Annotated in this window: 23 protein-coding genes; 13 read left to right on the forward strand and 10 right to left on the reverse strand. The window is 62.7% G+C overall.

The genetic code is table 11. The features are described from left to right. Position 1: 1 nt before the first annotated feature. From IM737_RS16135 to IM737_RS16145, 3 genes are read left to right on the forward strand one after another with little or no spacing between them, the layout of a single operon-like run. Positions 2 to 1,156 (forward strand): mandelate racemase/muconate lactonizing enzyme family protein, encoded by a 1,155-nt coding sequence (locus tag IM737_RS16135; protein WP_236895591.1) that lies wholly within the window; start codon positions 2 to 4, stop codon positions 1,154 to 1,156. Between the two features lie 10 nt (positions 1,157 to 1,166). Beyond that, complete coding sequence (locus tag IM737_RS16140; RefSeq protein WP_236895593.1) at positions 1,167 to 1,913, forward strand: ribonuclease activity regulator RraA; 747 nt, start codon at positions 1,167 to 1,169, stop codon at positions 1,911 to 1,913. A 59-nt stretch (positions 1,914 to 1,972) separates the two neighbouring features. Then, a complete protein-coding gene (locus tag IM737_RS16145) occupies positions 1,973 to 2,299 on the forward strand; it encodes a YARHG domain-containing protein (RefSeq protein WP_236895596.1) in 327 nt (108 codons plus the stop codon). 63 nt (positions 2,300 to 2,362) lie between these two features. On the opposite strand, the gene otnI is transcribed toward IM737_RS16145, so the two are convergent. After that, positions 2,363 to 3,145, reverse strand: coding sequence for a 2-oxo-tetronate isomerase (otnI, locus tag IM737_RS16150; protein ID WP_236895600.1), 783 nt, complete (start codon positions 3,143 to 3,145; stop codon positions 2,363 to 2,365). Between the two features lie 98 nt (positions 3,146 to 3,243). Further along, positions 3,244 to 4,023 (reverse strand): SDR family oxidoreductase, encoded by a 780-nt coding sequence (locus tag IM737_RS16155; protein ID WP_236895603.1) that lies wholly within the window; start codon positions 4,021 to 4,023, stop codon positions 3,244 to 3,246. A gap of 184 nt (positions 4,024 to 4,207) precedes the next feature. Here IM737_RS16155 and IM737_RS16160 point away from each other — a divergent pair, with 184 nt between their 5' ends. Genes IM737_RS16160 through IM737_RS16170 form a run of 3 tightly spaced genes read left to right on the forward strand, consistent with a single transcriptional unit; the run spans position 4,208 to position 6,732 of the window. Beyond that, complete coding sequence (locus tag IM737_RS16160) at positions 4,208 to 5,131, forward strand: VOC family protein (protein ID WP_236895605.1); 924 nt, start codon at positions 4,208 to 4,210, stop codon at positions 5,129 to 5,131. A gap of 45 nt (positions 5,132 to 5,176) precedes the next feature. Continuing rightward, on the forward strand, positions 5,177 to 6,178 hold the full coding sequence (locus IM737_RS16165; protein WP_236895607.1) for a zinc-binding alcohol dehydrogenase family protein: 1,002 nt from the start codon (positions 5,177 to 5,179) through the stop codon (positions 6,176 to 6,178). Positions 6,179 to 6,186: 8 nt separating this feature from the next. Further along, positions 6,187 to 6,732 carry a DUF924 family protein gene (locus IM737_RS16170; protein WP_236895609.1) on the forward strand — a complete coding sequence of 182 codons (546 nt, stop codon included), beginning with the start codon at positions 6,187 to 6,189 and terminating at the stop codon, positions 6,730 to 6,732. A 14-nt stretch (positions 6,733 to 6,746) separates the two neighbouring features. Here IM737_RS16170 and IM737_RS16175 read toward each other — a convergent pair whose 3' ends face one another. Beyond that, the gene (locus tag IM737_RS16175) at positions 6,747 to 7,697 is read right to left on the reverse strand and encodes a sugar kinase (RefSeq protein WP_442874212.1); all 951 of its coding nucleotides are present in this window, start codon (positions 7,695 to 7,697) and stop codon (positions 6,747 to 6,749) included. Positions 7,698 to 7,859: 162 nt separating this feature from the next. Between IM737_RS16175 and IM737_RS16180 the strand changes: the two genes are divergently transcribed. Then, positions 7,860 to 9,329, forward strand: coding sequence for a mannitol dehydrogenase family protein (locus tag IM737_RS16180; RefSeq protein ID WP_236895612.1), 1,470 nt, complete (start codon positions 7,860 to 7,862; stop codon positions 9,327 to 9,329). A gap of 185 nt (positions 9,330 to 9,514) precedes the next feature. Here the strand turns inward: IM737_RS16180 and IM737_RS16185 are convergent, their stop codons facing one another. The 5 genes from IM737_RS16185 to IM737_RS16205 form a co-directional block, all read right to left on the reverse strand. After that, positions 9,515 to 10,669: an iron-containing alcohol dehydrogenase gene (locus IM737_RS16185; protein WP_236895616.1), complete on the reverse strand. Its 1,155-nt coding sequence runs from the start codon at positions 10,667 to 10,669 to the stop codon at positions 9,515 to 9,517. A gap of 149 nt (positions 10,670 to 10,818) precedes the next feature. Beyond that, complete coding sequence (locus IM737_RS16190; RefSeq protein WP_236895619.1) at positions 10,819 to 12,201, reverse strand: aldehyde dehydrogenase family protein; 1,383 nt, start codon at positions 12,199 to 12,201, stop codon at positions 10,819 to 10,821. A gap of 137 nt (positions 12,202 to 12,338) precedes the next feature. Next, positions 12,339 to 13,700 carry a glutamine synthetase family protein gene (locus IM737_RS16195; protein ID WP_236895622.1) on the reverse strand — a complete coding sequence of 454 codons (1,362 nt, stop codon included), beginning with the start codon at positions 13,698 to 13,700 and terminating at the stop codon, positions 12,339 to 12,341. A 61-nt stretch (positions 13,701 to 13,761) separates the two neighbouring features. Then, the gene (locus IM737_RS16200) at positions 13,762 to 15,252 is read right to left on the reverse strand and encodes an amino acid permease (RefSeq protein WP_236895632.1); all 1,491 of its coding nucleotides are present in this window, start codon (positions 15,250 to 15,252) and stop codon (positions 13,762 to 13,764) included. Positions 15,253 to 15,285: 33 nt separating this feature from the next. Further along, positions 15,286 to 16,056, reverse strand: a complete 771-nt coding sequence (locus tag IM737_RS16205; RefSeq protein WP_236895641.1) for an N-formylglutamate amidohydrolase — start codon at positions 16,054 to 16,056, stop codon at positions 15,286 to 15,288. Between the two features lie 91 nt (positions 16,057 to 16,147). Here IM737_RS16205 and IM737_RS16210 point away from each other — a divergent pair, with 91 nt between their 5' ends. Further along, entirely contained in the window at positions 16,148 to 16,984 is an 837-nt protein-coding gene (locus IM737_RS16210) for a MurR/RpiR family transcriptional regulator (RefSeq protein ID WP_236895644.1), read from the forward strand. Positions 16,985 to 17,005: 21 nt separating this feature from the next. Here IM737_RS16210 and ppk2 read toward each other — a convergent pair whose 3' ends face one another. Next, a complete protein-coding gene (ppk2, locus tag IM737_RS16215; protein WP_236895646.1) occupies positions 17,006 to 17,863 on the reverse strand; it encodes a polyphosphate kinase 2 in 858 nt (285 codons plus the stop codon). A gap of 87 nt (positions 17,864 to 17,950) precedes the next feature. On the opposite strand from ppk2, the gene IM737_RS16220 reads away from it, so the two are divergent. Beyond that, positions 17,951 to 19,234, forward strand: a complete 1,284-nt coding sequence (locus IM737_RS16220) for an ATP-binding protein (protein ID WP_236895649.1) — start codon at positions 17,951 to 17,953, stop codon at positions 19,232 to 19,234. 603 nt (positions 19,235 to 19,837) lie between these two features. Here IM737_RS16220 and IM737_RS16225 read toward each other — a convergent pair. Then, positions 19,838 to 20,407, reverse strand: coding sequence for a GcrA family cell cycle regulator (locus tag IM737_RS16225; RefSeq protein WP_236899948.1), 570 nt, complete (start codon positions 20,405 to 20,407; stop codon positions 19,838 to 19,840). A gap of 369 nt (positions 20,408 to 20,776) precedes the next feature. On the opposite strand from IM737_RS16225, the gene IM737_RS16230 reads away from it, so the two are divergent. The 4 genes from IM737_RS16230 (at position 20,777) to IM737_RS16245 (ending at position 26,571) form a co-directional block, all read left to right on the forward strand. Next, positions 20,777 to 21,976 (forward strand): aspartate aminotransferase family protein, encoded by a 1,200-nt coding sequence (locus tag IM737_RS16230; protein WP_236895653.1) that lies wholly within the window; start codon positions 20,777 to 20,779, stop codon positions 21,974 to 21,976. Between the two features lie 121 nt (positions 21,977 to 22,097). Beyond that, positions 22,098 to 23,030 carry an ornithine carbamoyltransferase gene (gene argF, locus IM737_RS16235; protein ID WP_236895656.1) on the forward strand — a complete coding sequence of 311 codons (933 nt, stop codon included), beginning with the start codon at positions 22,098 to 22,100 and terminating at the stop codon, positions 23,028 to 23,030. Between the two features lie 110 nt (positions 23,031 to 23,140). Beyond that, a complete protein-coding gene (locus IM737_RS16240; RefSeq protein WP_442874143.1) occupies positions 23,141 to 24,172 on the forward strand; it encodes an Hsp33 family molecular chaperone in 1,032 nt (343 codons plus the stop codon). A 545-nt stretch (positions 24,173 to 24,717) separates the two neighbouring features. After that, on the forward strand, positions 24,718 to 26,571 hold the full coding sequence (locus tag IM737_RS16245) for a glycosyltransferase family 2 protein (RefSeq protein ID WP_236895665.1): 1,854 nt from the start codon (positions 24,718 to 24,720) through the stop codon (positions 26,569 to 26,571). Positions 26,572 to 26,725 lie beyond the last annotated feature (154 nt).

The raw sequence follows: 26,725 nt of genomic DNA on the forward strand, positions 1-26,725 counted from the left end.
GATGAAAATCACCGCCATCATTCCATACCCCACCTGGGTCGGCATCCGGAACCAGCTCATCGTCAAGGTCGAGACCGACGAGGGCATTTATGGCTGGGGCGAGAGCGGCCTGTCCGGCCGCGAAAAAGCCGTGGCCGGGGCGATTCTACACTATCGCGAATTCCTCATCGGCCGCGACCCGATGGCGATAGGCGCCCTGTGGCAGGAAATGTATCGCAGCCAGTATTTCGAGGGCGGCCGCGTGCTCACGGCAGCGATCTCGGCCATCGACATTGCCCTGCATGATATCAAGGGCAAGGCGCTGGGCGTGCCGGTTTACCAGTTGCTCGGCGGCAAGCAGCGCAATACGATCCCAACCTTCGCCACCACCAAGGGTCCCTGCGGCCCCGAGATGATCGAACAGGCGAAAGAGCTCATGGAAATGGGCTGGGACAGCATCCGGCTCTTCCCGCATGGCCACGGCAATCCAGAAATCTACGAGCCCCGCCAGTCGATCGGCGAAACCGCCAAGTGGTGCGTCAAGGCGCGCGAGGCGCTTGGCGACGATGTCGTGCTCGGCGTCGATTATCACCATCGACTGTCGGTCGCCGAGGCCGCCAGCTATTGCCAGAAGATGCCCTCCGGTACGCTGGATTTCCTCGAGGAGCCCATCCGCGACGAGACGCCCGAGGCCTATGAAGCGCTCCGGCGCATGACCGACGTGCCCTTCGCCATCGGCGAGGAATTTGCCTCCAAGTGGCAGTTCCTGCCCTATATCGAACGGGACATCCACCAGTTCAATCGCATCGACGTGTGCAATGTCGGCGGCCTCACCGAGGCCATGAAAGTCGCCGGTTGGAGCGAGGCGCATTACGTCGACATGATGCCGCACAATCCGCTCGGCCCGATCTGCACCGCCGCAACCATCCACTTCTCGGCCGCCGTCGCCAACTTCGCCTGGCTCGAAACGCGGGCCTCGCCGGGGGAGCTCTATCACGGCTTCGACAATGCCGAGATATTCACCATCCAGCCTCGCCTTAAGGGCGCGGTCTACGAGGTCGACGGCGCGCCGGGCCTGGGCGTCGATGTCGACGAGGAACTGGTGAAACGCCAAAGCTTCAAATTCTGGGAAGCCCCCCATCTGCGCCGCAACGATGGCTCCGTCACCAATTGGTAGAGAGACGACAATGACGCACACACCCGGAATTACCCGGCCCTCCAAGGATCTCGTCGCCGCTGTTTTAGCCGTCGGCGCCGCCTCAGCCTCAAGCACGCTGGCCCATATGGGCATTCGCAATTGCCACATTCAGGGGCCTGTGGCGCAGCAGTTCGGCAAGGCCATTGCCGGCCCGGCCCTGACACTGCAGTTCATGCCCAAGCGCGAGGACCTCTATAACGAGACCGAATATGCCGACCCGGAAAAGCAGTTGCACCGCCACGTGCTCTATCACGTGCAAGAGGGTGACATTGTCGTCGTTGATGCGCGCGGCGACATGACGGCCGGGGTCTTTGGCGACATGATGAGCACCTATTTCAAGGGCCGCGGCGGCGCCGGCATGGTGATCGATGGCGCCTTGCGCGACCGGCCCAATCTCAGCAAGCTCGAAATCCCGATGTGGATCAACGGCTGGACGCCCAATTTCCACACCCAGACCAATCTCATGCCCTTCGCCGTCAACGTGCCCATCGCCTGCGGCGGCGTGACCGTGATGCCCGGTGACATTATCATCGCCGATGATGATGGCGCGGTCTGCGTGCCGGCGGCCCTCGCCGCCACAGTGGTGGAGCGCTCATCCCAGCATCACGAATGGGAGGATTTCTCGCGCATGAAGCTCAAGCAAGGCGCGCCTTTGCAGCGCTACTACCCGCTGCATGAAGACGCCCGTCCCGAATACGAGGAATGGCGCAAGTCAAACCCGATCCAGCATGGCTGATGTGACTTCCCTGCGCCCGGCTTTCATGATGAGGTTGGACTTCTGCCAGGGAGAGGACAATGAAACTCAAAACGATACTTGTCGCCTTTGCCATGCTGGCCAGTACCGGCTCGGCCATGGCTAATTGCTATGAAATGATCGGCTGCGACGACAGCGACTATTTCCGTCGCGCCGACCTGCGCCAGCTCAGCTGCCAGTCGCTCTACGAAGTGCGCAACCTCATCTACAAGCAGAACGGCTTCTGCTTCTCCACCAACCGTGCCAAGCAAACCTTCGGCAACGATGGCTGCTGGATCACCAAGCAGAGCCAGGTGCGGCTGAATGCGGTGGAGCGGGACAATGTGGCGCTGATCGCACAGGTGGAGAGTGCCAAGGGTTGCAACTAACGCGGTTCTGATGATCGACATGGCAGGTCTTCGACGATCGCCTTGATGTCACGTGGCGCCGGCTTATGCCTGCAGGTAGGATTTCATCCATCCCAGTCCTTCGCTGGTCCCCGCCTTCGGCCTGTATTCGCAGCCCACCCAGCCGTCGTAGCCTCGCCGGTCGAGTTCGGGGAGTATGAAGGCGTAGTTGATTTCACCGCTGCCAGGCTCGTGGCGGCCGGGTGTGTCGGCGATCTGGATGTGGGCGATCTGGTCCTTGAGCCGGATGAAGGTGGGGATCAGGTCTCCCTGCATCACCTGCATGTGGTAGATGTCGTATTGCAGATACAGATTGCTGGAATTGACTGCGGCCATGATGTGCTGGGCATGGTCGGTGGTCGAGACGAAAAAGTCTGGCATGTCACGGCGGTTGATTGGCTCGAGCAGCAGCTTGATGCCGGCCTCGGCCATACATTGCGCTGCATATTTAAGGTTTTCCACCAGCGTCCAGTGTAGCGCCTGGCGATCGATGCCCGCTGGTGCCAGCCCGGCAAGGCAATTGATCCGGATGCAGCCCAGCGCCGTGCCATATCTGATGGCCGTGGCAACACCGGCGCGAAATTCGTCGACGCGATCGGGGTGGCAGCCGATGCCACGCTCGCCGGCCGCCCAGTTGCCCGCCGGCAGGTTGAACAGCGCCTGTACGAGGCCGTGCTGCTGCAGCAACTCGGCAATGAGCTCGGGCGGATGATCGTAGGGGCCAACATATTCCACCGCCTTGAACCCATCCCTTGCCGCCGCCTCGAAGCGGTCGAGGAAGGGCAGGTCGGGATAGAGGAAGCTGAGATTGGCGGAGAATTTCGGCATGGCGTCCTCGTGTTCGGCAGCAAGACCCCTAACATTGATCCACGTCTCAGCAAGAGGCCTTACCGTCAGCATGGCCTTGCCGTGAGGGTGCTACTCTCCTAACGCAACAGCGACTGTCCGCCGTCGATATAGACGGGGACGCCGGTGACATGGCGCGCCGCGTCCGACGCCAGGAAGGCGATGACGTCGGCGACGGCTTCGCTGCTGCCGGGTTTGCCGCCGGTAAGGGGGATGTCGCCATCAGGCCATTTGACCGCAATAGCCGCCGTTTCGACGTTGCGCTTGTCGGTATTGTCGTCGATCTCGGTATCGATGGCGCCAGGGCAGACGGCGTTGACGCGGATGCGGTCCTTGCCCAGTTCAAGTGCCAATTGCTGGGTCATGGCGACCTGCGCCGCCTTGGTAGCCGAGTAGGCGCTGGCGCCAGCGGTGGTGAAGGTGCGGTTGCCGTTAATCGAGCTGACAATAATGATCGAGCCACCGGCCTTACGCAGATGCGGCACCGCGAAATGCAGCGTCAGGTAGGTGCCGCTCAGGTTGACCGTCATGGTCTGGTCCCATTCCTTGGGCTTGAGCTCGTCGATCGGCGCCCACATGCCGTTGACACCCGCATTGGCGACCACGATATCGAGCCGGCCATAGGTCTTGATGATGCGGGCGACTGCGTCGCGCATATTGGCCTCGTGCGAAATATCGGCCGTGATGGCGATAGCGGCGCCGCCTGCGGATTTGATCTCGTTTTCAGTTTCCGTGATCTCGTCCGCCGTCCGGCTGAGCACGGCGACCTTGGCTCCGCCCAAAGCGAAGCGCAGGGCCGTAGCCTTGCCGATGCCCGAACCGGCTCCAGTGACAAAGGCGACTTTGCCTGCAAATTCCATCGTGGCTCTCCCTGCTATCGGAGAGGCAATTGCCGGCGCGCGCCCATGGTTCCGCGATTGGCGCTTTCACCCCACTCTATCGTCCGGACTGTTTGCTGAATCCGACCTGCTCAAGTGGGGTCGAAGGGTCTATCTGTTGGTCAACAGCCCGCATGACGGGCATTCGCCATTCAAGGAGACGATCATGATCGATACGTCCGTACAGACCAACGTGCGGTCCAGGCCGGTGCTGCCGCTCAGCACCACGCTCGGCCCGGTGCATATTGCCGTCACCGATCGCGCCAAGGCGCTCGCCATCTGGCAGGACGTGGTGGGACTCGATCTCATCTCCGAGGCAGGCAATGTGCTGACGCTGGGCGCCGGCGGCAAGCCGCTGATCGTGCTGGAAACCGGCGCGTTGCGCCCCGTCGTACCTCGCACCATCGGGCTCTATCACGTGGCCGTCCATGTGCCAAAGCGCGTCGACCTGGCGCAGATGGCGGTGCGGGCGCTGCAGCGCAATGTGCGCATTTCGCCCACCGACCACCTGGTCAGCGAGGCGATCTACCTGTGGGATCTCGACGGCAACGGCATCGAGATCACCTTCGAGACGCCCTGGCGCGGCACGCTGGGAGATCCGGAAAAGGGTCAGACCTACGCCATGACGTCAGAAGGAAAGCCGCATTCGGGCCGCGATCCAATCGATCTCGACGGGCTGCTGGCCGAACTCGGGCCATCGCCGGTCCTGGCAGCGCGCATGCCATCAGGGACGCGGATCGGCCATGTGCATGTGCATGTGAACGACCTGCACATGGCGATGGATTTCTATCGTGACGTCATCGGCTTTGCCGGATTCCTGCTGATCCACTCGTTCGGCATGGGCGATGTGGGGCTCGACTACATGCCCCATACCATCGCCTTCAATATCTGGTCCGGCCCCAATGCCGGCCTGCCCCAGGCGGGGGCGGCGGGTCTGCGCTGGTTCACCATCGTGGTGCCCGACGTGGCGACGCTCGATGGCGTGAAGACGCGCCTCGCGGCGGCCAAGGCACCGATTGCTGCAACTGAGGGCGGCATCGAAACGCAGGATCCGTTCGGCAATCGGATCAGGGTGCTGGTCACCGCCTAACTAACATGTTAGTCCTCCCGATCAGTGATCGAGAGGACTTTCAATATGCGTGCTATCTCCTGCGCGGCGCCAGGCGAGCTGGCTTTGGTCGAGATCGAGCGGCCGGAGCTGAAAGCGGGCTGGGTGCGCGTCGGCATCCGCCATATCGGCATCTGCGGTACCGATTATCACATCTATGAGGGCAAGCACCCGTTCCTGCAATATCCGCGCATCATGGGTCATGAGCTGAGCGGCGTAGTGCTCGATGCCAATGGCGCGACCACGCTTGATGATGGCGATGCGGTGGTGATCAACCCCTATCTGCCTTGCTACCAATGTCCGGCCTGCCGCGAGGGCAAGACCAATTGCTGTGAGACGCTGACCGTGCTGGGCGTACATGGCGACGGGGGCATGGCCGAGGAAATCGTTCTTCCCGAGGCCAACCTCTATCCCGCCCAGGGCCTGAGCCTGCGCGATGCGGCCATGGTGGAATTTCTCGCCATCGGCGCCCATGCGGTACGACGCACCGAACTGAAAGCCGGCTGGCGCGTGCTGGTGGTGGGCGGTGGGCCGATCGGGCTGGGCGCTGCTTTCTTTGCCCGCATCGCTGGCGCCGACGTGACCATTCTAGATGCGGCGGCCGACAAGCTGGAGTCGGCCCGCGGTTTCGGCTTCGGCACGGCCACGCTGGACGAGCGCGAGGGTGCGGCCTTCAAGAGCAAGATGGCGAGTGGGTTCGACGCGGTGTTCGACGCCACCGGGTCCATCCCGGCGATGAACCAGGCCGTCGCCTATTGCCGCAATGGCGGGGCGCTGACGCTGGTCGGCGTGGTCAAAGGCACGCTGGCTTGGGAAGATCCCGAGATTCACCGCCGCGAGCTGACCATTCGCACCTCGCGCAATGCGACGCGCGAGGACTTCGACCACGTCATCGCCTCGATCCAAAATGGCAACGTGCCGACCGACAGGCTTGCCACCCACAGCACCAGCTTCGATGATGTGCCGGTCAACCTGCCGAAATGGGCCCATGAACGCAAAGGGCTGATCAAGGCGATCATCACGGTTTAGGAGGTTCCATGCGCTCAGACGAAGACGTCATCCGCTTCTGGTTCGTCGAACACGGTATGGGCGACTGGTTCGGCGGCAAGCCGGAATTTGATGCGGTGCTGAAGGCGGGATTTGAGGAAACCCATCAGCACGTTGCCAAGGGGGAGGCCTGGAACTGGCGAGGCACACCCAAGGGACGCCTCGCCGAGATCATCGTGCTCGATCAGTTTTCCCGGCAACTGCATCGGGGGTCACCTCTCGCTTTCTCGCAAGACAAGATGGCGCTTGTCCTGGCGCAGGAGATGATTGCGCAGCGGCTCGATCTGTCGATGTCTCCCGATGAGCGGATGTTTATCCTGCTGCCTTTCATGCATTCGGAGTCCCCGGTCATCCAGGCCGAGTCAATGCGTCTGCATGAGGCACTGGGCGACGAGAAGGGCCTCGATTTCGCCACCAAACACCGCGATTGCATCGCTCGGTTCGGGCGTTATCCGTTCCGCAACAAGGCGTTGGGGCGCCAAAGTACCGACGAGGAACTGGCCTATATGGAAGAGGCCGGCAAACGAGGCTTTTAGGGAGAAGCTTTCGACTAAGAAAGCAGCTTCGGATCAACCAGCGCGCCCTTCTGGCCGATGACCACACCGGCAACACGGTGCGCCGCCTCGGCCGCCTCGCGAAGTGATTTCCCCGCCAGTCGCGCTGATAGGTACGCGCCATTGAAACTGTCGCCGGCCCCTGTGGCGTCAACAACCTTGGCGCCCGGCTTGGGTCCGACCTTCACGCGCTCCGATGCCGTGGCGATCAGCGCGTCCTTGCTGCCGTCCTTGACCACAACCTCCTCGACGCCCAGTTCGAGATAGCGCTCGGCCGTTTCCTCGACCGACTTGTCGCCAAACAGCGGCGCTTCGTCGGTATGGGTGGGCAGCACGATATCGCAGAGGCTGGCGGCGGCGGTGAGGACGCCAGCCATGACGCGGGGGCTGGTCCAGAGGGCGGGGCGCAGATTGGTGTCGAAGGCGATCTTCGCACCCGCATCGCGCGCCTTGACGATGGCGCCGAGCAGGCGACCACGGGCGCGGGGGGCGAGGATGGCCAGCGTAATGCCGGAGAAATAGACCATGCTGGCGCCCTCGACGGCGGTATGCAGCGCGCCCTTGTCGTCGGCCAGCAGCTTGGCGGCGGAGGTATCGCGCCAATAGGTGAAATGCCTGTCGCCCTTGTCCTGGTGGATCATGTAGAGGCCGGGGCGGCGGCCTGGAACAGTGCGGATATGGCTGGTGCCGATATTGTTGGAGTCGAGAAAGGCGCGGATATCGGCGGAGTACTTGTCTTCGCCCAGGCCAGTGAAATAGTCCACGGACCAGTCCTTGCCGAGCAGGGCACGCATGTACCAGGCGGTGTTGAGCGTATCGCCGGCATAGCCGAGGCGATATTGGCGATCCTCGCCGCCGCTCATCTCGATCATGCATTCCCCGATGCTGACGAAGCGATGTGTCACGGCGCGTCCTCCCAATCCCAATCCGCTTATCCACCACGCCATTGCCACGCAAGCGGGAATTCCCGCCCAAGGCTGCGCCGCAGCGGGCGATTCCCACTTTCGCGGGAACGACCCCGTGGTAGACGAAAGCTGGATAGCAATCAAACTTCCATACAAGTTCGGAAGGCACTATGGTGCCCTCGATTTTGATCGTCGGAGACCGACATGACGCGACTGAGCGCCAAGACGCTGACCCAGGTACCAGCCGGCGTTGCCGTGCCGAACTACGACCGCAGCCAGATCACGCCGGGCATCGTGCATCTGGGCATCGGTGCGTTTCACCGCGCACATATGGCTGTTTATGTCGATGACCTGCTGGCCGACAATCCGGATTGGGCCATCGTCGGCGCCAGCCTGCGCCGACCCGACACCAAGGAAGCGCTGGAGCCGCAGGACGGGCTTTATACCGTTGCCGTGCGCGACGCTGACGGTACCCATCCGCGGGTGATCGGCTCGATCCTTGACGTGCTCGATGCCAATACCCAGCGCGAGGAATTGCTGGCGCTGATGGCCAACCCGGCCATCCGCATCGTCTCGCTGACGGTGACCGAGAAGGGCTATTGCCACGATCCGGCAACGGGGGAGCTCGATCAGCGGCATCCCGATATCATCAATGACCTGGCCAATCCGGGCGAGCCGAAATCGGCTCCCGGCATGCTAGTGGAAGCGCTGGCGCGGAGACGGGCGGCGGGCATTGCGCCGTTTGCCGTGATGAGTTGCGACAACCTGCCGAGCAATGGCGCGACGGTGAAGCGGATCGTCACGAAATTCGCCAGCCTGCGCGACGCGGCGCTGGGTGAGTATGTGGCCAAGGTCGCTTTCCCCGGCACCATGGTCGACCGCATCGTGCCCTCGACCACCGATGCCGATCGCGAGACGGTGGCGGGTTTGATCGGCGCGGACGACGCCTGGCCGATCATGACCGAGCCTTTCACCCAATGGGTGATCGAGGATCATTTCCCTGAGGGCAGACCGCCGTTCGAGAAGGCGGGGGCGCAGATGGTCGACGATGTCGAGCCATTCGAGCGCATGAAGCTCAGGATGCTCAATGGCAGTCACTCGACCATGGCCTATCTCGGTTATCTGGCGGGCTACGAGTATATATCCGACGTGATGGGCGACGCCGATTTCGTCAAGCTGGTCCACGGGCTGATGACCGAGGAGGCCATGCCGACGCTTGATATGCCCGGCGTGGACCTTGGCGCCTACCGCGACCAGTTGCTGGACCGCTTCCGCAATCCGGCGCTGAAGCATCGTACCTGGCAGATTGCCATGGATGGGAGCCAGAAGCTGCCGCAGCGATTGCTCGGGACCATTCGCGAACGCATCAAGGCCGGGCAGCCGTTCGACCGGCTCGGGCTCGGGGTGGCGGCGTGGATGCGTTATGTCACCGGCATCGACGAGAAGGGCGAGAATATCGACGTGCGCGATCCGCTGGCCATGCGCATGATGGCGATTGCGGCTGATGCCGGCGATGACGCTGAAGCGCTGTATGAGGGGCTGGTGGGCCTGAGCGGTGTGTTCGGGACGGATTTGGCCGACAACCAGGCGTTTGGGGAAACGGTGGCGACGGCACTGGATGAACTGTTCGAGATGGGAGTGAAGGAGACGGTGGCTGGGGTGGTGGGCCGCTGAGTTTTCAGTCGACACCCTCCCCCTTGTGGGGAGGGATCAAGGGTGGGGGTGTTCCCGCGCACCAGACTGCGGAGAGATACCCCCACCCTGCTCGATTGACGGACTTAGCAAACGCTAAGTCCTATCTCGCTTCCCTCCCCACAAGGGGGAGGGTGCCCGACTGATGGTTTTGTTCGGAGCGGCAACTAGACCCGCCCCTCCATCGCCCGGTCGAAAATCTCCAGCGCGCGGTCCTTGGTCAGTTCGATCGGATTGCCGCCCGCGGTGGGGTCGACGATGGCCATGTCGCCGATGAGATCGCGCTTGGACCGGTCCACTTTGAAGTCCGCCAGGGTGTGCGGCACGTCCAAGCGCAGGCGCAGGCCGATCACCGCATGCTGGAAGGCCTCGAAGCTCGAAGCGAGGCCCAGATAGGCCGAAAGCCGCGCGATCCGGGCTTCAATGGCCTGACGGTTGACCGCCAGCACATAGGGCATGAACACCGCATTGGTCATGCCGTGATGGGTGTCATAAAGCGCGCCGACCGGATGGCTGAGGGCGTGAATGGCGCCGAGGCCCTTCTGGAAGGCGGTGGCGCCCATGGCGGCGGCACTCATCATATGGCCGCGGGCTTCCACGTCGTTGGGATCAGCGTGGACCTTGGGCAGGTTCTCCATGACGAGGCGGATGCCTTCGACGGCAATGCCGTCGGCCAGCGGGTGATAGCCGGGCGCGCAATAGGCTTCGAGGCAATGGGCCAGCGCATCCATGCCGGTGCCGACCGTAATGAACTTGGGCATGCCGACGGTCAGTTCGGGATCGGCGATGACCACCTTGGGCATCATCAAGGGGTGGAAGATGACCTTCTTAGTGTGGGTCGCCTCGTCGGTGATGACGCCGGCGCGCCCGACCTCCGAGCCGGTTCCGGCAGTGGTCGGCACGGCGACGATGGGGAATATGCCCTTGGGATCGGCGCGGGTCCACCAATCACCGACATCCTCGAAGTCCCACATCGGGCGGGTCTGGCCGGCCATGAAGGCGATGACCTTGCCGACATCGAGCCCGGAGCCGCCGCCAAAGGCGATGACGCCATCGTGCCCGCCCTCGCGGAGCACCTTGATGCCGGCTTCGACATTGGCCGAGATCGGATTGGGCTTCACATCCGCAAAGACACCGACCGGGATGCCGGCAGCCTTGAGCAGGGCGATGGTGTTCTGGGTGACGGGCAGGTTGACGAGGCCGGCATCGGTGACCAGCAGGGGCTTGGATATGCCCGCTGTATTGAGCGCCTCGGGGAGCTCGGCGATGCGGCCGGGGCCGAACTTGATTGCGGTAGGGTAGTTCCAGTTGGCTTTGGTCATGGCGCTGTGCCTTCACATTCGCGGTGTCATTCCGGCGGAGGCCGGAATCCATGCGGTGGTCGCGCCACACGCTGGAGGTTGCTGATAGCCACGGACATGGATTCCGGCCTTCGCCGGAATGACACCGTGGGTAGGATAGTTGGCGGGCACTACACTCGCTTCAAATGATAGCTCTTCGGCTGGGTCAGGTTCGCATAGCCGATTTCGCTCAGGCCACCGCCCTTGCCGGTATCTTTGACCCCGGTCCAGACCAGAGCCGGATCGAGATAGTCGCAGCGGTTGGCAAATACGGTGCCGGTCTCGATCTGACCGCCCAGTCGAGCAGCGGCATCGAGGTCGTCAGTCCAGATCGAGGCGGTGAGACCGTAGGGGCTGTCATTCATCAGGGTGATTGCTTCGGCATCGTCGGCCACCTTCATGATGCCGACGACCGGGCCGAACGACTCTTCGCGCATGACCGACATCTGGTGATTGACGTTGGTCAGCACTTCCGGCGCCAGATAGGGCGAGCCGGGTTTGTCGAGTTCGTGCTTTGAGTTGAGGTGGCGCTTAGCGCCGCCGCGCAGGGCTTCCTCGGTCTGTTGGCGCACGTGGTCGGCGAAATTGCCGCGGGCCATCGGGCCGACGATGGTATCGGCATCGAGCGGATTGCCCAGCGTCCAGCCCTTGGCGTTGTCGATGAAGCGCTCGACGAAATTGCCGTAGACGCTTTCATGCACATAGATGCGCTCGACGCCGCAGCAGCTCTGGCCGGAATTGAAGAAGGAGCCATCGACCAGGTTCTCGACCGCATTGTCGAGATTGGCATCTGCACGGACATAGGCAGGGTCCTTGCCGCCGAGTTCAAGGCCGAGCGTGGCGAAAGTGCCGGCGGCGGCCTTCTCGATGCGGCGGCCGCCTTCGACCGAGCCGGTGAAGTTGATATGGTCGATCTGGCCCGAGGCGATGAGCTTTTCGGTGTCGCTGTGGCCGAGCACCAGGTTCTGGAACAACCCGGCGGGCAGACCCGCACTTTCGGCGGCGGCGGCGAAGCGCTCGCCGGCCAGCAGCGTCTGGCTGGCATGCTTGAGGATGATCGAATTGCCGGCCATCAGGCCCGGAACGATGGAATTGACCGCCGTCAGGAACGGATAGTTCCACGGCGCAATGACCATGACGGTGCCAAGCGCCTCGCGGGTGATGTAGCGGGTGAAGCCTTCCTTCTCCGGCTTGACCGATGGCGCCAGGGCTTCAGCGGCCAGTTCGATCATGTAGCGGCTGCGCTCCTCGACGCCGCGCTTCTCGCCGCCGAAGCGGATGGGGCGGCCCATCTGCCAGGCGAGCTCCGGCACGATGTCGTCATTCATCAGCAGCAGGGCATCGACGAAGTGGCTGAGGATTTTCTGCCGTTCGGGGATGGTGGTCTCGCCCCATGCCTTGCGCGCAGCCTTGGCGTGAATGACGGCGCTTTCGATCTCGGCTGCGGACGCAACAGGGCGCTCGGCATAGACGCTGCCGTCGATGGGGGAGATGATCTTGACCGTTTCGGTCATGGGGTGGTCCTTCATTCCTGCGCGATGTCATTGCGGCGAGAACCGGAATGCATCTTGAGATATCGGATGGACCCCGGCCTTCGCCGAGGTGACATCGTAGTTGTGGTGGTCTTAGTGCCTGCCTAGTGCGGCGACAATCAGCTCCGCTCGAAGCCGCGCTTCAGTTCCCAATCGGTGACGCGGCGGTCGTATTCGAACTGTTCCCACTCGGCCGTATGCACATAGTGGCCAATGACGTTTTCGCCGAAGGCCTCCTTGAGCATCTTCGACTTGCGCAGCGTGTCGGTGGCCTCGCGCAGGGTCTTGGGGATTTCGCGCAGGCGCTTGGTGGAATAGGCGTCGCCAACGAAGACCGGTTCGAGCTCCAGCTTGTCCTCGATGCCCTTGATACCGGCAGCGAGCAGAGCCGCCAGCGCGAGATAGGGGTTAAGGTCGGCGCCACCCATGCGGCATTCGACGCGGATCGATTTGCTGTGCTCGCCGCAGAGGCGGAAGCCGGCGGTGCGGTTATCGGGCGACCAGATGGCCTTGGTCGGGGCGAAGGTGCCGGCCTGGAAGCGCTTGTAGCTATTGATATAGGGCGCGAGGAAATAGGTGATCTCGCGGGCATAGGCGAGCTGGCCGGCCATGAAATGCTTCATGACGGCGCTCATGCCGCGTTCGTCCTTGGCGTCGGCAAAGGCCGGTTTGCCGGACTTGTCGGCCAGCGACATATGGATGTGGCTGGAGGAGCCGGCGAGGCTGAAATCCCATTTGGCCATGAAGGTCACGGCCTTGCCTTGGGCCCAGGCGATTTCCTTGGTGGCGTTCTTGAGCACCACGTGGCGGTCGGCCATGGTCAGCGCGTCGGAATATTTGACGTTGATCTCTTCCTGGCCCGGGCCCCATTCGCCCTTGGAGGATTCCACCGGAATGCCCGAGGCCTGCAGATGCTTGCGCAGAGCGCGCATCACGCCTTCTTCCTTGGTGGTCTGGAAGATGTTGTAGTCCTGGATGTAGTCACCCGCCGTCTGGGCGGTGCGATAGCCCTTCTGCGCGACGGTGCGGTAATCGTCGTCGAACAGGTAGAATTCGAGCTCGGTCGCGGCGTTGGCGGTGTAGCCCATGGCGCCGAGGCGATCGATCTGGCGCTTGAGGATGGCACGCGGGCTGTGCGGGATCGGCTCGTGGTGGTGATGATCGCTGAGGTCGCAGAGCACGATGGCCGTGCCATCGAGCCAGGTGGCTTTCATAAGCGTGGCAAGATCGGGCTTCATGACGAAGTCGCCATAGCCCTTGCCCCAGTTGGCTGCCTCGTAGCCGGGCACCGGCTCCATGTCGATATCGTCGGCGAGCAGATAGTCGCAGCCATGCGTTTCGTCATTGGCCACTTCGAGGAAGTACTCGGCCTGGAAGCGCTTGCCAATCATGCGGCCCTGCATGTCGGGGAAAGCGACAAGCACGGTGTCGATGGCGCCGGCAGCGACATCCTTTTTCAGTTCTGCCAGTGAATAGGCCATGGCTAGTCTCCCTGCGTGTTCTTGACTGTGGGGCCGCGCCAAGGCGCGACCCCATTTGGCCTCAGGCCTTGTGCTCGAGCGCGAACTCTTCCTCGGGCGACATGATCAGCTTGTGGCGGCCGACCAGGGCGAAGTAGACGATGCCCACGGCGCACCAGACCACCACCCAGATGACGCCCTTGAAGAAGTTGGGATCCTGCATCTGGTAGAACAGCGTCACGGCCGCGATGATGATGGTCAGCACGGCGCCAGGAATACCGAGCGGCGACTTGAACGGGCGCTCGATATTGGGCTGGTTGCGGCGCAGGATGATGAAGCTCAGCGCCTGCATGATGTAGCTCAGCATTGCGCCGAAAACGGCCATGTTGAGCAGCACCGACCCGATGATGGCACCGCCATCGCCAGCGCCCAGCGAGAACCAGATGATCAGCATGACGGCGAGGCCCAAGAGGGCACCTGCAATCATGGCGACATGTGGAGTCTTGTACTTGGGATGGGTCACCGACAGCGCCGACGGGAAGTAGCCGGCACGGCTCAGCGAATAGACCTGACGGCCCTGAGCATAGAGGATGGTGTGGAACGAGGCGATGAGGCCGGTCAGGGCTACGATGCCCAGGACGGTCGCGCCCGCATCGCCATAGATGGCGCGGAAGCCGTCGAGCAGGGGCTCCAGCGAGGAACCGAGCGCGAAGGAACCGATGCCCATGACCGAAGGATTGAGCAGCACGATCATGAAGGCCGAGAGGACGAGCGTAGCGAAGCCAAGCAGGATGCCCCGTGGCAGATCACGCTTGGGATCGACGGATTCCTCGGCGGCCAGCGGCACCTGTTCGATGGCGAGGAACAGCCAGACGGCGAAGGGCAGCGTGGCGAGGACGCCCTGCCAGCCAAAGGGGAACCAGGAGCCGTTGCCCTCGGGCAGCTCGATGGCCTTGCCATCTTCGCCGACCCCGATATTGAGCGCCCAACGGCCGAAATCCATGTGGGTGATGGCCGAAATCCAGAACACTACCAGTACGGCCAGCGAGATCAGGGTGACGACAAGCGTCACCTTGTACGAGAGCGCCACGCCATAGATGTTGAGCGCCAGGAACAGCGCATAGAACACGATCCACAGGATCGGATAGAGCGAAGGGTCCATGCCGGTAATCGAGCCGAAATAGCCCGATATGAAGGTCACGATCACAGCTGGCGTCAGAACGTATTCGACGTTTTCGAACAGGCCGGTGATGAAACCGCCCCATGGGCCCATGGACGTTCGGGCGAACGAGTAGGCCGCGCCAGTATGTGGCAGAGCCGGGCTCATTTCGGCGATAGAGGAGACGAGGCCCGCATACATGACGGCGATGATAGCGCCTGCCACCAGCATGCCGCCCCAGCCGCCGGTCATGAAGCCGAAATTCCAGCCCGAGAAGTGGCCGGAGATCACCGCGCCGACGCCAAGCGCCCACAGCGACCAGATGCCCGCATAGCGCTCGAGCCCACGCTTTTCGAAATAGGTTTTGTCGCGTGTCGCGTAGGCGACACTGCCGACCTTCTTGGTTTCAGCCATAGTCCACGTCCCCTGGTTTAAGCCCCAATACGTCTAGACTGCCATTGCTCCATGGCGCGCGACCCGCGCCGTTTCGAGACAATGGGCCAGCCGGTCGGACCACAGGGCCACGCCGGCAGGTTCGAGAATTTCGTCGTTTCGGATTTCGATCATGGTAGCGTCGAGCCCGCGCCCGTCGCCATGCTTTTCCAGCGTCAGGGTGACGCCGTTCAGCGCGGCATAAGGCTCGTTCCAGCCAATATCGAGCCCCGGCTCAGCAGCGGCCAGGGCGTCGAAGGCCGCCTTGGTATAGCGCGTGTCGGCGCCGTGGATGAAACCAATGGGCCATGGCCGGGCGACCCCGTGATAGACTGGCGTGAAGGAATGAAGGCAGATCAGCACCGTCTCCTGGCCGGCATGGCGGCGCGCTTCGAGCAGTGTTTCGATCGACGCGTGATAGGGTCGATGGAAATGATCGATGCGGTACTGCCGTTCTGCATCGTCGAGATTTTCGTTGGCCGCAATGCGGGTGGCCTCCGACAGTTGCCAGATCAGGTCTGGCGCGTCGAGTTCGCGATTGCAGTCGATGATCAGGCGAGAGACTGTCGACTGCACCAGTGGAGCGTCGAGCTTGTCGGACAGCATCCTAGCCACCGCCAGTGCACCCGGATCCCAGGCAATGTGGCTCAACCGCTCGGTACTACTCAGTCCCAGATCGCCGTAGCGGGCGGGAAGGCGATTGCTGGCATGGTCGCAAACGATGACGAAGGGAGATGCCCCGCGCGCATTGGTCACCAGTACAGCTTTTTCGCCGCTAACGTCCATTTTGCCCCTGGCACGGCCGGTTAACTTCTGTATCAGTAGTTTCATATTCAGAAGAACTGTCAATCCTGAAATCATAAATTCAGAGGGGGCGATGGAGGGGAAATCGGTCGCGGGACGCATCCATGATGCGATCCATCGCCTTACGGCAGCTGAAAAGCGTGCTGCGCGCGGTCTGCTTGGAACATACCCGACGCTGGGACTGGCGCCCGTGGCTGAGTTCGCGCTGCAATCCGGCGCCAGTTCGGCCACCGTGCTGCGCTTCGTGTCGCAGCTTGGCTACAAGTCGTATCCGGATTTCCAGCGCGCCCTGCGCGACGAGCTAGAAGAACGCTCCAAGTCGCCGCTGCAGCGCAGCCAGGCCAGCGCGGGCCGGGCGGGAGACGACGACCACTTTCTGGATCGCTTCGTCACACAGGCGATCGACAATCTTCGGGGTTCGGCCGCGTTGATCCCGGCATCCGAGTTCGAGGCAGTGTGCGAGCGGCTGGCCGAGAACCGCGGCTCCTGCTGGCTGGCCGGTGGCCGCTTCACCGATTTTCTGGCCGGCTATCTGGAGGCGCACCTGCGGCTGTTGCGACCTGGCGTGCGTCGGCTGGATGGGCGGCCGGCGACGCGAGCAGACCAGTTGATCGATGTGAAGCCGGGCGATATCGCCATTATATTCGACGTTCGCCGCTACGATCCCGGTCTGGTCGAGCTGGCAGCGGAACTGGCGGCCAGGCGAGCGCAGATTGTACTGATCACCGACGAGTGGATGAGCCCGGTAAGCCGCTTCGCCCGGCAGGTGTTGCCCTGCCGTACGGAGATGGATCGCACCTGGGACGCCAATGGCGCATTGCTGACGCTGGTCGAGGCGCTGATCGCGCGGACCACCGAGCTGAGCTGGCCGACGGCGAGCAAGCGCATGGGCAGCATCGAGCGGGAGTAGGCGCGGCACCGGTACCGACGTCTACTCCGTTTTCTTCAGCTTCAGAAAATCCTCGGCCTGATAGGTGATCTTGGGATCGATCTCCCCGATCGCCTCTTTGTCTCTGCCCGGGAATTTCAGCTTGTCCAGCACCGTCTGGATCACGTTGATCCGGCCGCGCCGCTTGTCATTGGCGCGGATGACGGTCCAGGGCGCGTGGGCGCTGTCTGTGCGCTTGAGCATCTCTTCGCGGGCAGCGGTGTAAGCGTCCCACTTGTTGAGCGCTTCGATATCGATGGGCGACAGTTTCCAGACTTTCAGCGGGTCGTGGCGGCGGTCGTGGAAGCGCTTGAGCTGCATCTCCCGGCCGATCGACAGCCAGAACTTGAACAGGTGGATACCGTCCCTGGTGATCCGCTTCTCGAATTCGGGCGCCTCATCCAGGAAATGCTCGGTCTGCTCGGGCGTGCAGAAGCCCATGACCTTTTCCACGCCGGCGCGGTTGTACCAGGAGCGGTCGAACAGCACCGTTTCGCCGGCTGCCGGGAGCCAGTCGACATAGCGTTGGAAATACCACTGGGTCCGCTCGCGATCGTTCGGCTTGGGCAGAGCGGCGATCAGGTTGTAGCGCGGGTTGAGATTTTCCAGATAGGTCTTGATCGTCCCGCCCTTGCCGGCGGCATCGCGGCCCTCGAACACGATCATTACGCGCTCGCCGGACGCCGCCAGATGCGCCTGCAGCAGCACGAGCTGCTTTTGCAGCGCGTACATGTGTGTGTCATAAAGCTCGCCGTCGAGCTTATCCTCATAGGGGTAGCCGCCCGATTCCATCGCGTGCTTCTTGATGGCCTTGGGCAGTTCCGGATTTTCTATGTCGAAGCCGTCGAAAGGGTCGGTCACTGGTGTCGCTCCGTTGTCATGTCCACCGTGCTATAGAGGCGCCCCTCCGCGCAAGGGGCGTGGCAAACGGCTGATTCACAGAAGAAAATGGACGAACCCCACAGCGGCCAGCCCGGTTCCGTATTGATCACTGCGCTGTCGCGTGTTGTCGCGCAGGGCGGGTTGCTTGCCGGCATTGCCGGCGTGTTCGTCGGCTTGATCATCTTCGGCGACCTGCATGTCATCGGTGCCATGGTGGGTTTTGCCGCGGTTATCGCGGCCGTTGCCGTGCTGCCGGCAGGCGTCGTGACCGTGACCCAGACCGTCGAAGCGGCGCGCCCGCTTGTGGCGGTGCCGGACAATTCCGTCTTCGTGTTTGCCGACGCGCTGAACGATCCATGCTTCGTGCTGGACCGGCGCAGCGTCGTGCTGCATGCCAACCCGGCGGCGCGCCGGCAGTTCCCGACCGTCATCAGCGGCAACCCGGTCACCTTTGCCCTGCGCAATCCCGAACTGGTTCAGGCCATCGAAGCGGCGATGCGCACCGGCACGACCCGCAGCGTTGAGCTGCATGAGACCGTGCCTTCGGAAACCTGGGAGAAGGTCGTCGTCGCGCCGTTGCGCCGGCCCGGCCTCGACTGGTTCGTCGATGAAGACCGGCAGCTCGTCATCACCTTCCAGAGCCTGACCGAACTCAAGCGCGTCGACGCCCTGCGCAGCGACTTCATCGCCAATGCCAGCCACGAGCTGCGCACGCCGCTGGCCTCGCTGTTGGGCTTCATCGATACGCTGCTGGGGCCTGCGGCCAAGGACGCGGCAGCGCGCGAAAAATTCCTCGGCATCATGCGCGGCCAGGCCGAGCGCATGAGCAAGCTGATCGACGATCTGCTGAGCCTGTCGCGCATCGAGATGCACCAGCATGTGCGTCCCACCGGCAGCATCGACCTGGCCGGCTTGCTGCGTGAGGTCCGCGAGGGCCTGATGATGCAGGCCAAGGTGGCCGATGTGGAAATCCGGCTGAGCCTGTTCGACGGGCCGTCGACCACCACTGGCGATCGCAGCCAGCTCTACGAGGTGTTTGAGAACCTGCTCGACAACGCCATCAAGTATGGTTCCGGCGGCAAGTTCGTCGAAATGAGCCTGTCGCCCGCAGGTCGACCGGGTTTCCAGCATCTGGTGACGGTGATCGACCATGGTCCGGGTGTTGAGCCGGAGCATGTGCCGCGCCTCACCGAGCGGTTCTACCGCATCGATGCCGATGCCAGCCGCAAGAAGAAGGGCACCGGCCTGGGCCTGGCCATCGTCAAGCATATCGTCAACCGCCATCGCGGCCAGCTCAGCATCAAGAGCAAGCCCGGCGAGGGCATGCGGGTGGATGTGTTTCTGCCTTAGGGTCATGCCAAAGCGCCGCCTGTGATGCGGTTGTCGTGGATCGCATGCCAAGAGATGGCAGCGAGCGGACCCCGAGACGGCCTTCGCCTCTGGTAAAGTAAAAAATGAGACGGATGCCGCCTCGGGGTGCCGGTTTTTGGAACGTTTCCGGCGGCGGGAGGTCATAGCCTCTCACGGCCGAAACGCGAACCTGTGGGAGAAGGCGACGTCCCCACCCGGCTCACCCCACCACCGTTCGCCTGCAGGCCGCTGTGTGGAGTGATGGGTGTAGGATACGGGAGGTTTTGTGGGTGGGGATAAGAGGGATAAGTTGGGGCTTCGAGTGTGTGGCCCACCCCCACCTAGTTTCGCTACGGCCCTATGGGCCTAGCTGCACTACCTCCCCCATCCAGGGGGAGGTGTCCCTCCACTCGTTTGGCGCGATCCAGTTAAACCCACAGGACGGCACTTCCCCTTGATGGGCTTAGAGCGACCCGGAGGGACAAATCGCTCCAGTGGAGCGATTTAAGCCATCAAGGGTGGGAGGGGGTGGCTGAGCGGCAAGGCCCTGCGCCAACAAAAAGGGCACCTTGCGGCGCCCTTTCGTCATTCTCTGCTCTGCGACTAGCGCCGCTTCTTGTCGACCTGGTGATAGGCCCGGCGCGAGTGGAATTCGCAATAGGGGCCGGTCTCGAGACTATGCTGGCCGCAGAAGTAGAAATCCTTGGCAAGTGGGTCGCCGATCGGCCACTTGCAGGTTGCTTCGGTCAGTTGCAGCAGGCTCAGACGCTTGTCTTCCGGGATGAAGAGCTCAGCGACGGCAGGCGCCACATAGAGCTGCTGTTCCATCTGCGGGTCATGCGCCAGCGCGGTCGCGCCGATCGACTGCGGCCGCGAGATCATCTGCGGGCGCGGCTTGTTGGCGGCGCTGCTCATACCCGAGTGACTTGCCGACGGGCTCGCCACACGGCGCGGCGCCGGACGGGCTGCCGGACGGGCGCGCGGGGTGGAATTGGTCGGCTTGGCACGGGCCGAAAGCTTCAGCCGATGCACCTTGCCGATCACGGCATTTCGGGTAACCCCTTCGCCGAGCTCACCGGCAATCTGGCTGGCCGACAGGCCTTCCATCCAGAGCTTCTTCAAAGTCTCGACGCGCTCGTCAGTCCAGCCCGCCGATTGTGCTCCTGAAACCATCGTCAAAACAGAATCCTTCATTGCGCTGCCAAATGGTCGTGGCAACCATCAAACGCTAGGCGTCGTATGCTGAGTGGGTCCGCCACACGAGATATCGTGTTCCCAATGACAGTGAGTTTACGCCATCGGTGGAATCGGGATCAAGAGTCGGGGCGAAGTTTCCCCGTATATTCACCGGTTAAAATTGTCCTAACGATCTCTGAGTCAAATCAGGGACTTGGGGCGCGATCATTGACTTACCTGACAAAATTGGCCTAATTCAGACCTCGAAACGCGCTGCGTCATGAGCGCGTTTTTGGTTTTTGTGGCGGTATTGTCACGTTTCGCCACTAGCCTCCTTTTCAACCCGTCAATCGAAGGAATTTGTCCATGTCTGCGCTCTACGGCACCTATGCCCGGTCCGATCTCGCTTTCGAGCGGGGCGAGGGCATGCGCCTGTATGACCAGCATGGCCGAGACTATCTCGATTTCCATTCCGGCATCGCGGTGAACGCGCTTGGCCATGGCGACGCACACATTGTTTCGGCGCTGAAATCAGCCGCGGAAAAGGTCTGGCATACGTCCAACGTCTTCACCATTCCCGAGCAGGAGCGGCTGGGCCAGCGCCTGGTTGACGCCACCTTTGCGGATTCGGTGTTCTTCACCAATTCGGGTGCGGAAGCGCTCGAATGCGCCATCAAGACCGCGCGGCACTACTTCTGGGCCAAGGGCGAAGTGGACCGCTACGAGATCATCGCCTTTACCGGCTCCTTCCATGGCCGGACCATGGGCACGATCGCGGCCGGCGGCAATCCGAGCTATCTTGAAGGCTTCGGCCCACCGATGCAGGGCTTCAAGCATACTGCGCCGGGTGATCTCGAAGCCGTCAAGGCGCTGATCGGGCCTCAAACCTGTGCCATTCTTATAGAGACGGTGCAGGGCGAGGGCGGCGTCACAGCTATGACGCCCGAATTCATGCAGGGCCTGCGCACGCTGTGCGATGAGCATGGCATGCTGCTGATCCTTGATGAGGTCCAGTGCGGCTATGGCCGGACGGGACGCTTCTTTGCCTTCGAGTGGAGCGGCATCACGCCCGATATCGTTGCGGTGGCCAAGGCTATCGGTGGCGGCTTCCCGCTGGGTGCCTGCCTGGCCAAAGGCGAGGTCGCGGCGTCCATGGTGCCCGGCACGCATGGCTCGACCTATGGAGGCAATCCGCTGGCGACGGCAGTCGGCAACGCCGTGCTCGACCGTATCCTGGCGCCCGGCTTCATCGACCATGTCAACCAGATGGGCCAGAAGCTGGCCTGGCACCTGCAGCAACTGGCGCAGCGCTATCCGGACTATGTGCTGGAGCTGCGCGGCAAGGGGCTGTTGGCTGGCATCAAGATCACGCCGCCCGTGCGCGATTTCGTTGCCCGGCTGCGCGACGACCACCGCATGCTGGCCATCGGCGCCGGTGACAATGTGCTGCGGCTGATCCCGCCGCTGATTGTCACCGAAGCCGACATCGAGGAAGCCATGGCCAAGCTCGGCGCGGCCTTCGACGCCATCGAAGCCGAGACGGCATCGGTTCCGGCGGTCGGCTGATATGAAGCTGGCCGTTCGCTATTTTGGTCGGCGACGACGCGGTCTGTTTCCTCCTCCCTAAGGGGCGGAGAGAACTCGCGTATGCACTGAACAACCATAGCGTCACAAAGGAACCCGGCCCATGACATCGACCGGCACCCCACGGCATTTTCTTTCTATCGACGATTTCACCTATCCCGAACTGCGCGGCATGCTCGATGCGGCCGGTTCGCTCAAATCCCGCCTCAAGCAGGGCGATCGCCCCCAACCGCTCAAGGACAAGGTCCTTGCGATGATCTTCGACAAGCAATCGACCCGCACCCGCGTGTCGTTCGATGTCGGCATGCGCCAGCTCGGTGGCGAAACCATCATGCTGTCAGGCCAGGAAATGCAGCTCAGCCGCGAGGAAACCCTGGCCGATACGGCCAAGGTGATGAGCCGTTATGTCGATGCCATCATGATCCGCATCCTCAGCCATCTCGACCTGCTCGAATTGGCCGAAGGCGCGACCGTCCCCGTCATAAACGGCCTGACTCGCAGGGCGCATCCCTGCCAGATCATGGCAGACCTGATGACCTTCGAGGAGCATCGCGGCTCCATCAAGGGCGCCAAGGTCGCCTGGGTCGGCGACAGCAACAACGTGCTCCATTCCTGGGTCAACGCCGCCGAGCTGTTCGAATGCGAATTGACCGTGGCCGTGCCCGACGAATACAGCCCGGAAAAGGACCTGATGGAGGACATCCATCGCGCCGGCAAATATGTGAAGCTGATCGAGGATCCGCGCGAGGCCGTTGAAGGCGCCGACCTTGTCATCGCCGATACCTGGGTGTCGATGGGTGACGTGGATGCTGCCGAGCGCCGCCGGGTCTTGAAACCCTATCAGGTCAACACCAATTTGATGGCCTTGGCGGACAAGAACGCCCTTTTCATGCACTGCCTGCCCGCCCATCGCGGCGACGAGGTGACCGACGAGGTGATCGACGGTCCCCAGTCGGTGGTGTTCGACGAGGCCGAAAACCGCCTGCATGCCCAAAAAGCCATCCTGTGCTGGGCCTTCGGCGTCGAGACCAATTAATCGGCTCGACCGCAGTCGCCTATGATACCATTTGCTGCGTCGCTTCCGTCTGACGGGAGTGACGCAGTGGTTTTTCAGGGCGCCCGAAGGATCGGCCCACCGAAAGCCGCGTGACGTCAATGACCACGGATACGACTGCAATGACCGAGAACCTGATCAATGCCTTGGGGCTCGACCGGCCGGAAAGCGGCGACGACGCCGTCGTGCCGTTCACGCTCGACAAGCTCGACACCCGGGGCCGCAGCGTGCGGCTGGGCCACGCGCTCGACACCATCCTCAGCCGCCATAACTATCCGGCGCCCGTCGCGCGCCTGCTCGGCGAGGCCGTGGTGCTGGCCGCGCTGATCGGCTCCTCGCTCAAATTCGAGGGCAAGTTCATCATGCAGACCCAGACCGATGGTCCGGTGAACCTGCTGGTCGTCGATTTCGACGCGCCCGACGGGCTGCGCGGTTATGCGCGCTTCGACCACGACGCCTTGGTGAAAGCGGCCGAGCAGGGACGCACCAAGCCGGGCGAACTGCTGGGCAAGGGGCACCTCGCCATGACGATCGACCAGGGCGCGCATACCGAGCGCTACCAGGGCATCGTTGCACTCGATGGTCATTCCCTCGAGGAGGTCGCGCATACCTATTTCATGCAATCCGAGCAGATCCCGACCCAGGTGCGGCTGGCTGTTGCCGAGTTCACCAGGAAAGGCGATCATCGCCCGCATTGGCGCGCCGGAGGCGTTTTGATCCAGCATCTGCCCGAGCACGGCATCTCGCATATGCGCGACCTGCCGGGCGATGGCGATTTCGACAATCCGCAGACCTCGGACCCTGACTTCGTCGAGGCCGATGGCTGGAACGAGGCCAAGATTCACCTGGCCACGCTCGATGACCTCGAACTGGCCGATCCGGACCTGAGCTCCGAACGGCTGCTATTCCGCCTCTATCACGAGACCGGTGTGCGCGTGTTCGCGCCGCTCCCGGTGGTGGAGCGCTGCGGCTGTTCAGCCGATCGCATCGAGGCCATGCTGGCAACCAGCTTCACGGCGGAAGACCGCGAGGAGATGGCGGTAAACGGCGAGATCGAAGTGGTGTGCGAATTCTGCTCGACGGCCTATCACTTTAATCCGCATCAGTTCGACGCCAAGCACTGACCTGTCAGAACAAGTCGGCCACCCGCTGTGGCCGATTTGTTGTGGGCGCTGGCCGGGATAGCACCACCCCATTGTGATAAATACCAATATCGCGAGCCCCATCGGCCGTGCCTAACTGAACCCGTGATCTTGGGCGTCGGGGGGCAGAGCGGATGAAGGTTCACACTGCCGGCCCGCCGGCGGATCAGCCAGCTATTGAACTGGACAAAACTTACCGCACGAGACACGGCGCCAGCGTGGATTTGCGCATTTCGTCGCGTCGTAGATTGGGCTTGCTGCAGACACAAATGACGGGGCTTGCGCAGGAAGACCTGCCAGCCGCGCAATCGCATGGGGCCGATCAACCGCACTTTGCCGTGCGCGCCGATCGACGCGAGGGCCGGCGACAGGCACCGGTGTCTGCAGCTCTTTTTTTCAGGCTGATGCGGCGGGCCGCACTTGCGGTGCGCGTCCGGCTGAGGCGGGCGAGGCGATTGCGCCTGTTGCAGGCCGCGGCCGGAGTGTCGCCTCGCGACCAGTCCATATCCTAAACCGCCGAACGCCAGATGTCAGACACCCTGGATCTGATCAGGGCAGTCCTTGCCGAGGACTGCCCGGACGATGAACACGCGCGCCATGTGCTCGAGACAGCTCTCGAGCATGAGGTTGACCCGCTGCTGCATTGCGCAACGGTCTACGCCATTGACCAGACGCTGGTGATGGAGCGCGCCGCACACTGGGCCGACTACGCGTTTTACCCAAAAGTGCCGGAAGGACTGATGGGCCACGTTGAACCCACACGCCTCGAAGCGCTGGCCGATGTCCGCCTGTTCCGCATGCAACTCTTGGGGCGAGACGTCCTGTTCGCCAGCCCAGACTTTCTGGGGCTACTCAAGTTCAAGCAATTGCGCGAGACCAAAGCCGAGCTGCGGCAGTGCATTTGCCTGGTTCCGGCAGCAGCGTTGCGCGACTATCTCGCGCAGGCGGCAGCGGAGTCTCTGATCACGGGCGCACGGCAAAACCTGGCGCGGCGCTGGCCCTATGCAACGGCTCAGCTCGAGCTGACCAAGGAAGCCCGACACAGCTTCTGCGCGCAGGTCGCCATCCTGCTGGTCCTGATCATGCTCGCGCCGCACATGGCCGAGAGCTGGTTGCTGCCGCTTGTGCTCTTGCTCATCGTCGGGCCGGCACTCATCCGAGTGGCGGCGATTCTGACGCCTGCACGTCAGGATAGACCGCAGCGTCGTCCGCCTGACGAAGAGTTGCCGATCTACTCGGTTCTCATTCCCCTGCACAACGAAGCGGCAATGGTGCCGCAGTTGTTCGAGGCCATGTGGGCCCTGGACTATCCGCCAGCGCGTCTCGATATCAAATTCGTGGTCGAAGCGGCGTCTTCCGATACGGTGGCTGCCGTGCAGCGTCGGCTGGGCGACCCTCGTGTATGCCTGGTTTCTGTGCCGGACGCGCTGCCGCGCACCAAGCCCAAGGCCATCAATTTCGCGCTGCCTCTCTGCCGTGGCGACTTTGTCGTCGTCTACGATGCTGAGGATCGACCCGACCCGGACCAGTTGTGGAAAGCCGCCACGCGCTTTCGCGATGCGCCGGACCTGGTGTGCCTCCAGGCCCAGTTGACGATCGACAACGGCCATCGAGGCTGGTTGCCCGCCAGCTTTGCCGGCGAATATTCCGCACTCTTTACCGTGCTGCTGCCAGCGCTGGCACACTGGCGTCTGCCCATACCGCTGGGCGGCACATCAAACCATTTCCGCCTGTCCGCACTGCGCGACCTGGGCGGCTGGGACGCCTACAATGTCACCGAGGACGCCGACCTGGGCATGCGGCTGGCGCGGCGCAGGCTGCGGGTGGAGACCCTCGCCTCGGCAACGCGCGAGCACGCGCCGACCCGTATCCGCCCATGGCTCGGACAGCGAACACGCTGGATGAAAGGTTGGATGCAGACCTTCATCGTCCATAACAAGAACCCGGTCCGGCTGCTGTCCGAGATGGGGTTCTGGCCCATGCTCGCATTCGAAGTGCTGGTGCTCGGCATGATCGTGGCGCCTTTGCTCCATAGCGGGCTCGTGCTCAGCACCGTCGTGCAGTTGCTGCAAGGTCGGAAATTGTTCGAAGGATATGGCTGGGCGGGGCTTTACGCCGCCATCATGCTGCTGGGTTATGTGAGCACCTTGGCCATGACTTTCACGGGGCTCGTGCGGGCGCGACAGTACGGTCTGTTCGTCCATCAACTGCTTCTGCCATTCTACTGGATGCTGATGGCACTGGCGACGCTGCGGGCCCTGCGCGAATTGGCGCTACGCCCGTTCCATTGGTTCAAGTCACCCCATGCGCCCGTTGCGCGCGAAGGGCAGGACCAGCGGCGACAATCAAGCAGCGCGAGCAGCAAGGCGCCGTCGCATTGATCGCGGTCCCCTAACTGAATCAGAGGAATCGCCATTGGCGCCATTCGTAACTTGACTACAATAATCATAATATATAGCAAACCCGCATTGGACCTTACGGTCTGAAGCCTTGGCGTGCCACGCGTGGTTCACACGCTCAATCGTCGCTTCGCTG

The organism is Devosia sp. SL43 (assembly GCF_021729885.1).
Taxonomy (GTDB): Bacteria; Pseudomonadota; Alphaproteobacteria; order Rhizobiales; family Devosiaceae; genus Devosia.

Coding starts and splice junctions, on each gene's coding strand:
- IM737_RS16135 (WP_236895591.1), top strand. CDS start 2: ATGAAAATCACCGCCATCATTCCATACCCCACCTGGGTCGGCATCCGG.
- IM737_RS16140 (WP_236895593.1), top strand. CDS start 1,167: ATGACGCACACACCCGGAATTACCCGGCCCTCCAAGGATCTCGTCGCC.
- IM737_RS16145 (WP_236895596.1), top strand. CDS start 1,973: ATGAAACTCAAAACGATACTTGTCGCCTTTGCCATGCTGGCCAGTACC.
- otnI (WP_236895600.1), bottom strand. CDS start 3,145: ATGCCGAAATTCTCCGCCAATCTCAGCTTCCTCTATCCCGACCTGCCC.
- IM737_RS16155 (WP_236895603.1), bottom strand. CDS start 4,023: ATGGAATTTGCAGGCAAAGTCGCCTTTGTCACTGGAGCCGGTTCGGGC.
- IM737_RS16160 (WP_236895605.1), top strand. CDS start 4,208: ATGATCGATACGTCCGTACAGACCAACGTGCGGTCCAGGCCGGTGCTG.
- IM737_RS16165 (WP_236895607.1), top strand. CDS start 5,177: ATGCGTGCTATCTCCTGCGCGGCGCCAGGCGAGCTGGCTTTGGTCGAG.
- IM737_RS16170 (WP_236895609.1), top strand. CDS start 6,187: ATGCGCTCAGACGAAGACGTCATCCGCTTCTGGTTCGTCGAACACGGT.
- IM737_RS16175 (WP_442874212.1), bottom strand. CDS start 7,697: ATGGCGTGGTGGATAAGCGGATTGGGATTGGGAGGACGCGCCGTGACA.
- IM737_RS16180 (WP_236895612.1), top strand. CDS start 7,860: ATGACGCGACTGAGCGCCAAGACGCTGACCCAGGTACCAGCCGGCGTT.
- IM737_RS16185 (WP_236895616.1), bottom strand. CDS start 10,669: ATGACCAAAGCCAACTGGAACTACCCTACCGCAATCAAGTTCGGCCCC.
- IM737_RS16190 (WP_236895619.1), bottom strand. CDS start 12,201: ATGACCGAAACGGTCAAGATCATCTCCCCCATCGACGGCAGCGTCTAT.
- IM737_RS16195 (WP_236895622.1), bottom strand. CDS start 13,700: ATGGCCTATTCACTGGCAGAACTGAAAAAGGATGTCGCTGCCGGCGCC.
- IM737_RS16200 (WP_236895632.1), bottom strand. CDS start 15,252: ATGGCTGAAACCAAGAAGGTCGGCAGTGTCGCCTACGCGACACGCGAC.
- IM737_RS16205 (WP_236895641.1), bottom strand. CDS start 16,056: ATGGACGTTAGCGGCGAAAAAGCTGTACTGGTGACCAATGCGCGCGGG.
- IM737_RS16210 (WP_236895644.1), top strand. CDS start 16,148: ATGGAGGGGAAATCGGTCGCGGGACGCATCCATGATGCGATCCATCGC.
- IM737_RS16220 (WP_236895649.1), top strand. CDS start 17,951: ATGGACGAACCCCACAGCGGCCAGCCCGGTTCCGTATTGATCACTGCG.
- IM737_RS16225 (WP_236899948.1), bottom strand. CDS start 20,407: ATGGTTTCAGGAGCACAATCGGCGGGCTGGACTGACGAGCGCGTCGAG.
- IM737_RS16230 (WP_236895653.1), top strand. CDS start 20,777: ATGTCTGCGCTCTACGGCACCTATGCCCGGTCCGATCTCGCTTTCGAG.
- argF (WP_236895656.1), top strand. CDS start 22,098: ATGACATCGACCGGCACCCCACGGCATTTTCTTTCTATCGACGATTTC.
- IM737_RS16245 (WP_236895665.1), top strand. CDS start 24,718: ATGTCAGACACCCTGGATCTGATCAGGGCAGTCCTTGCCGAGGACTGC.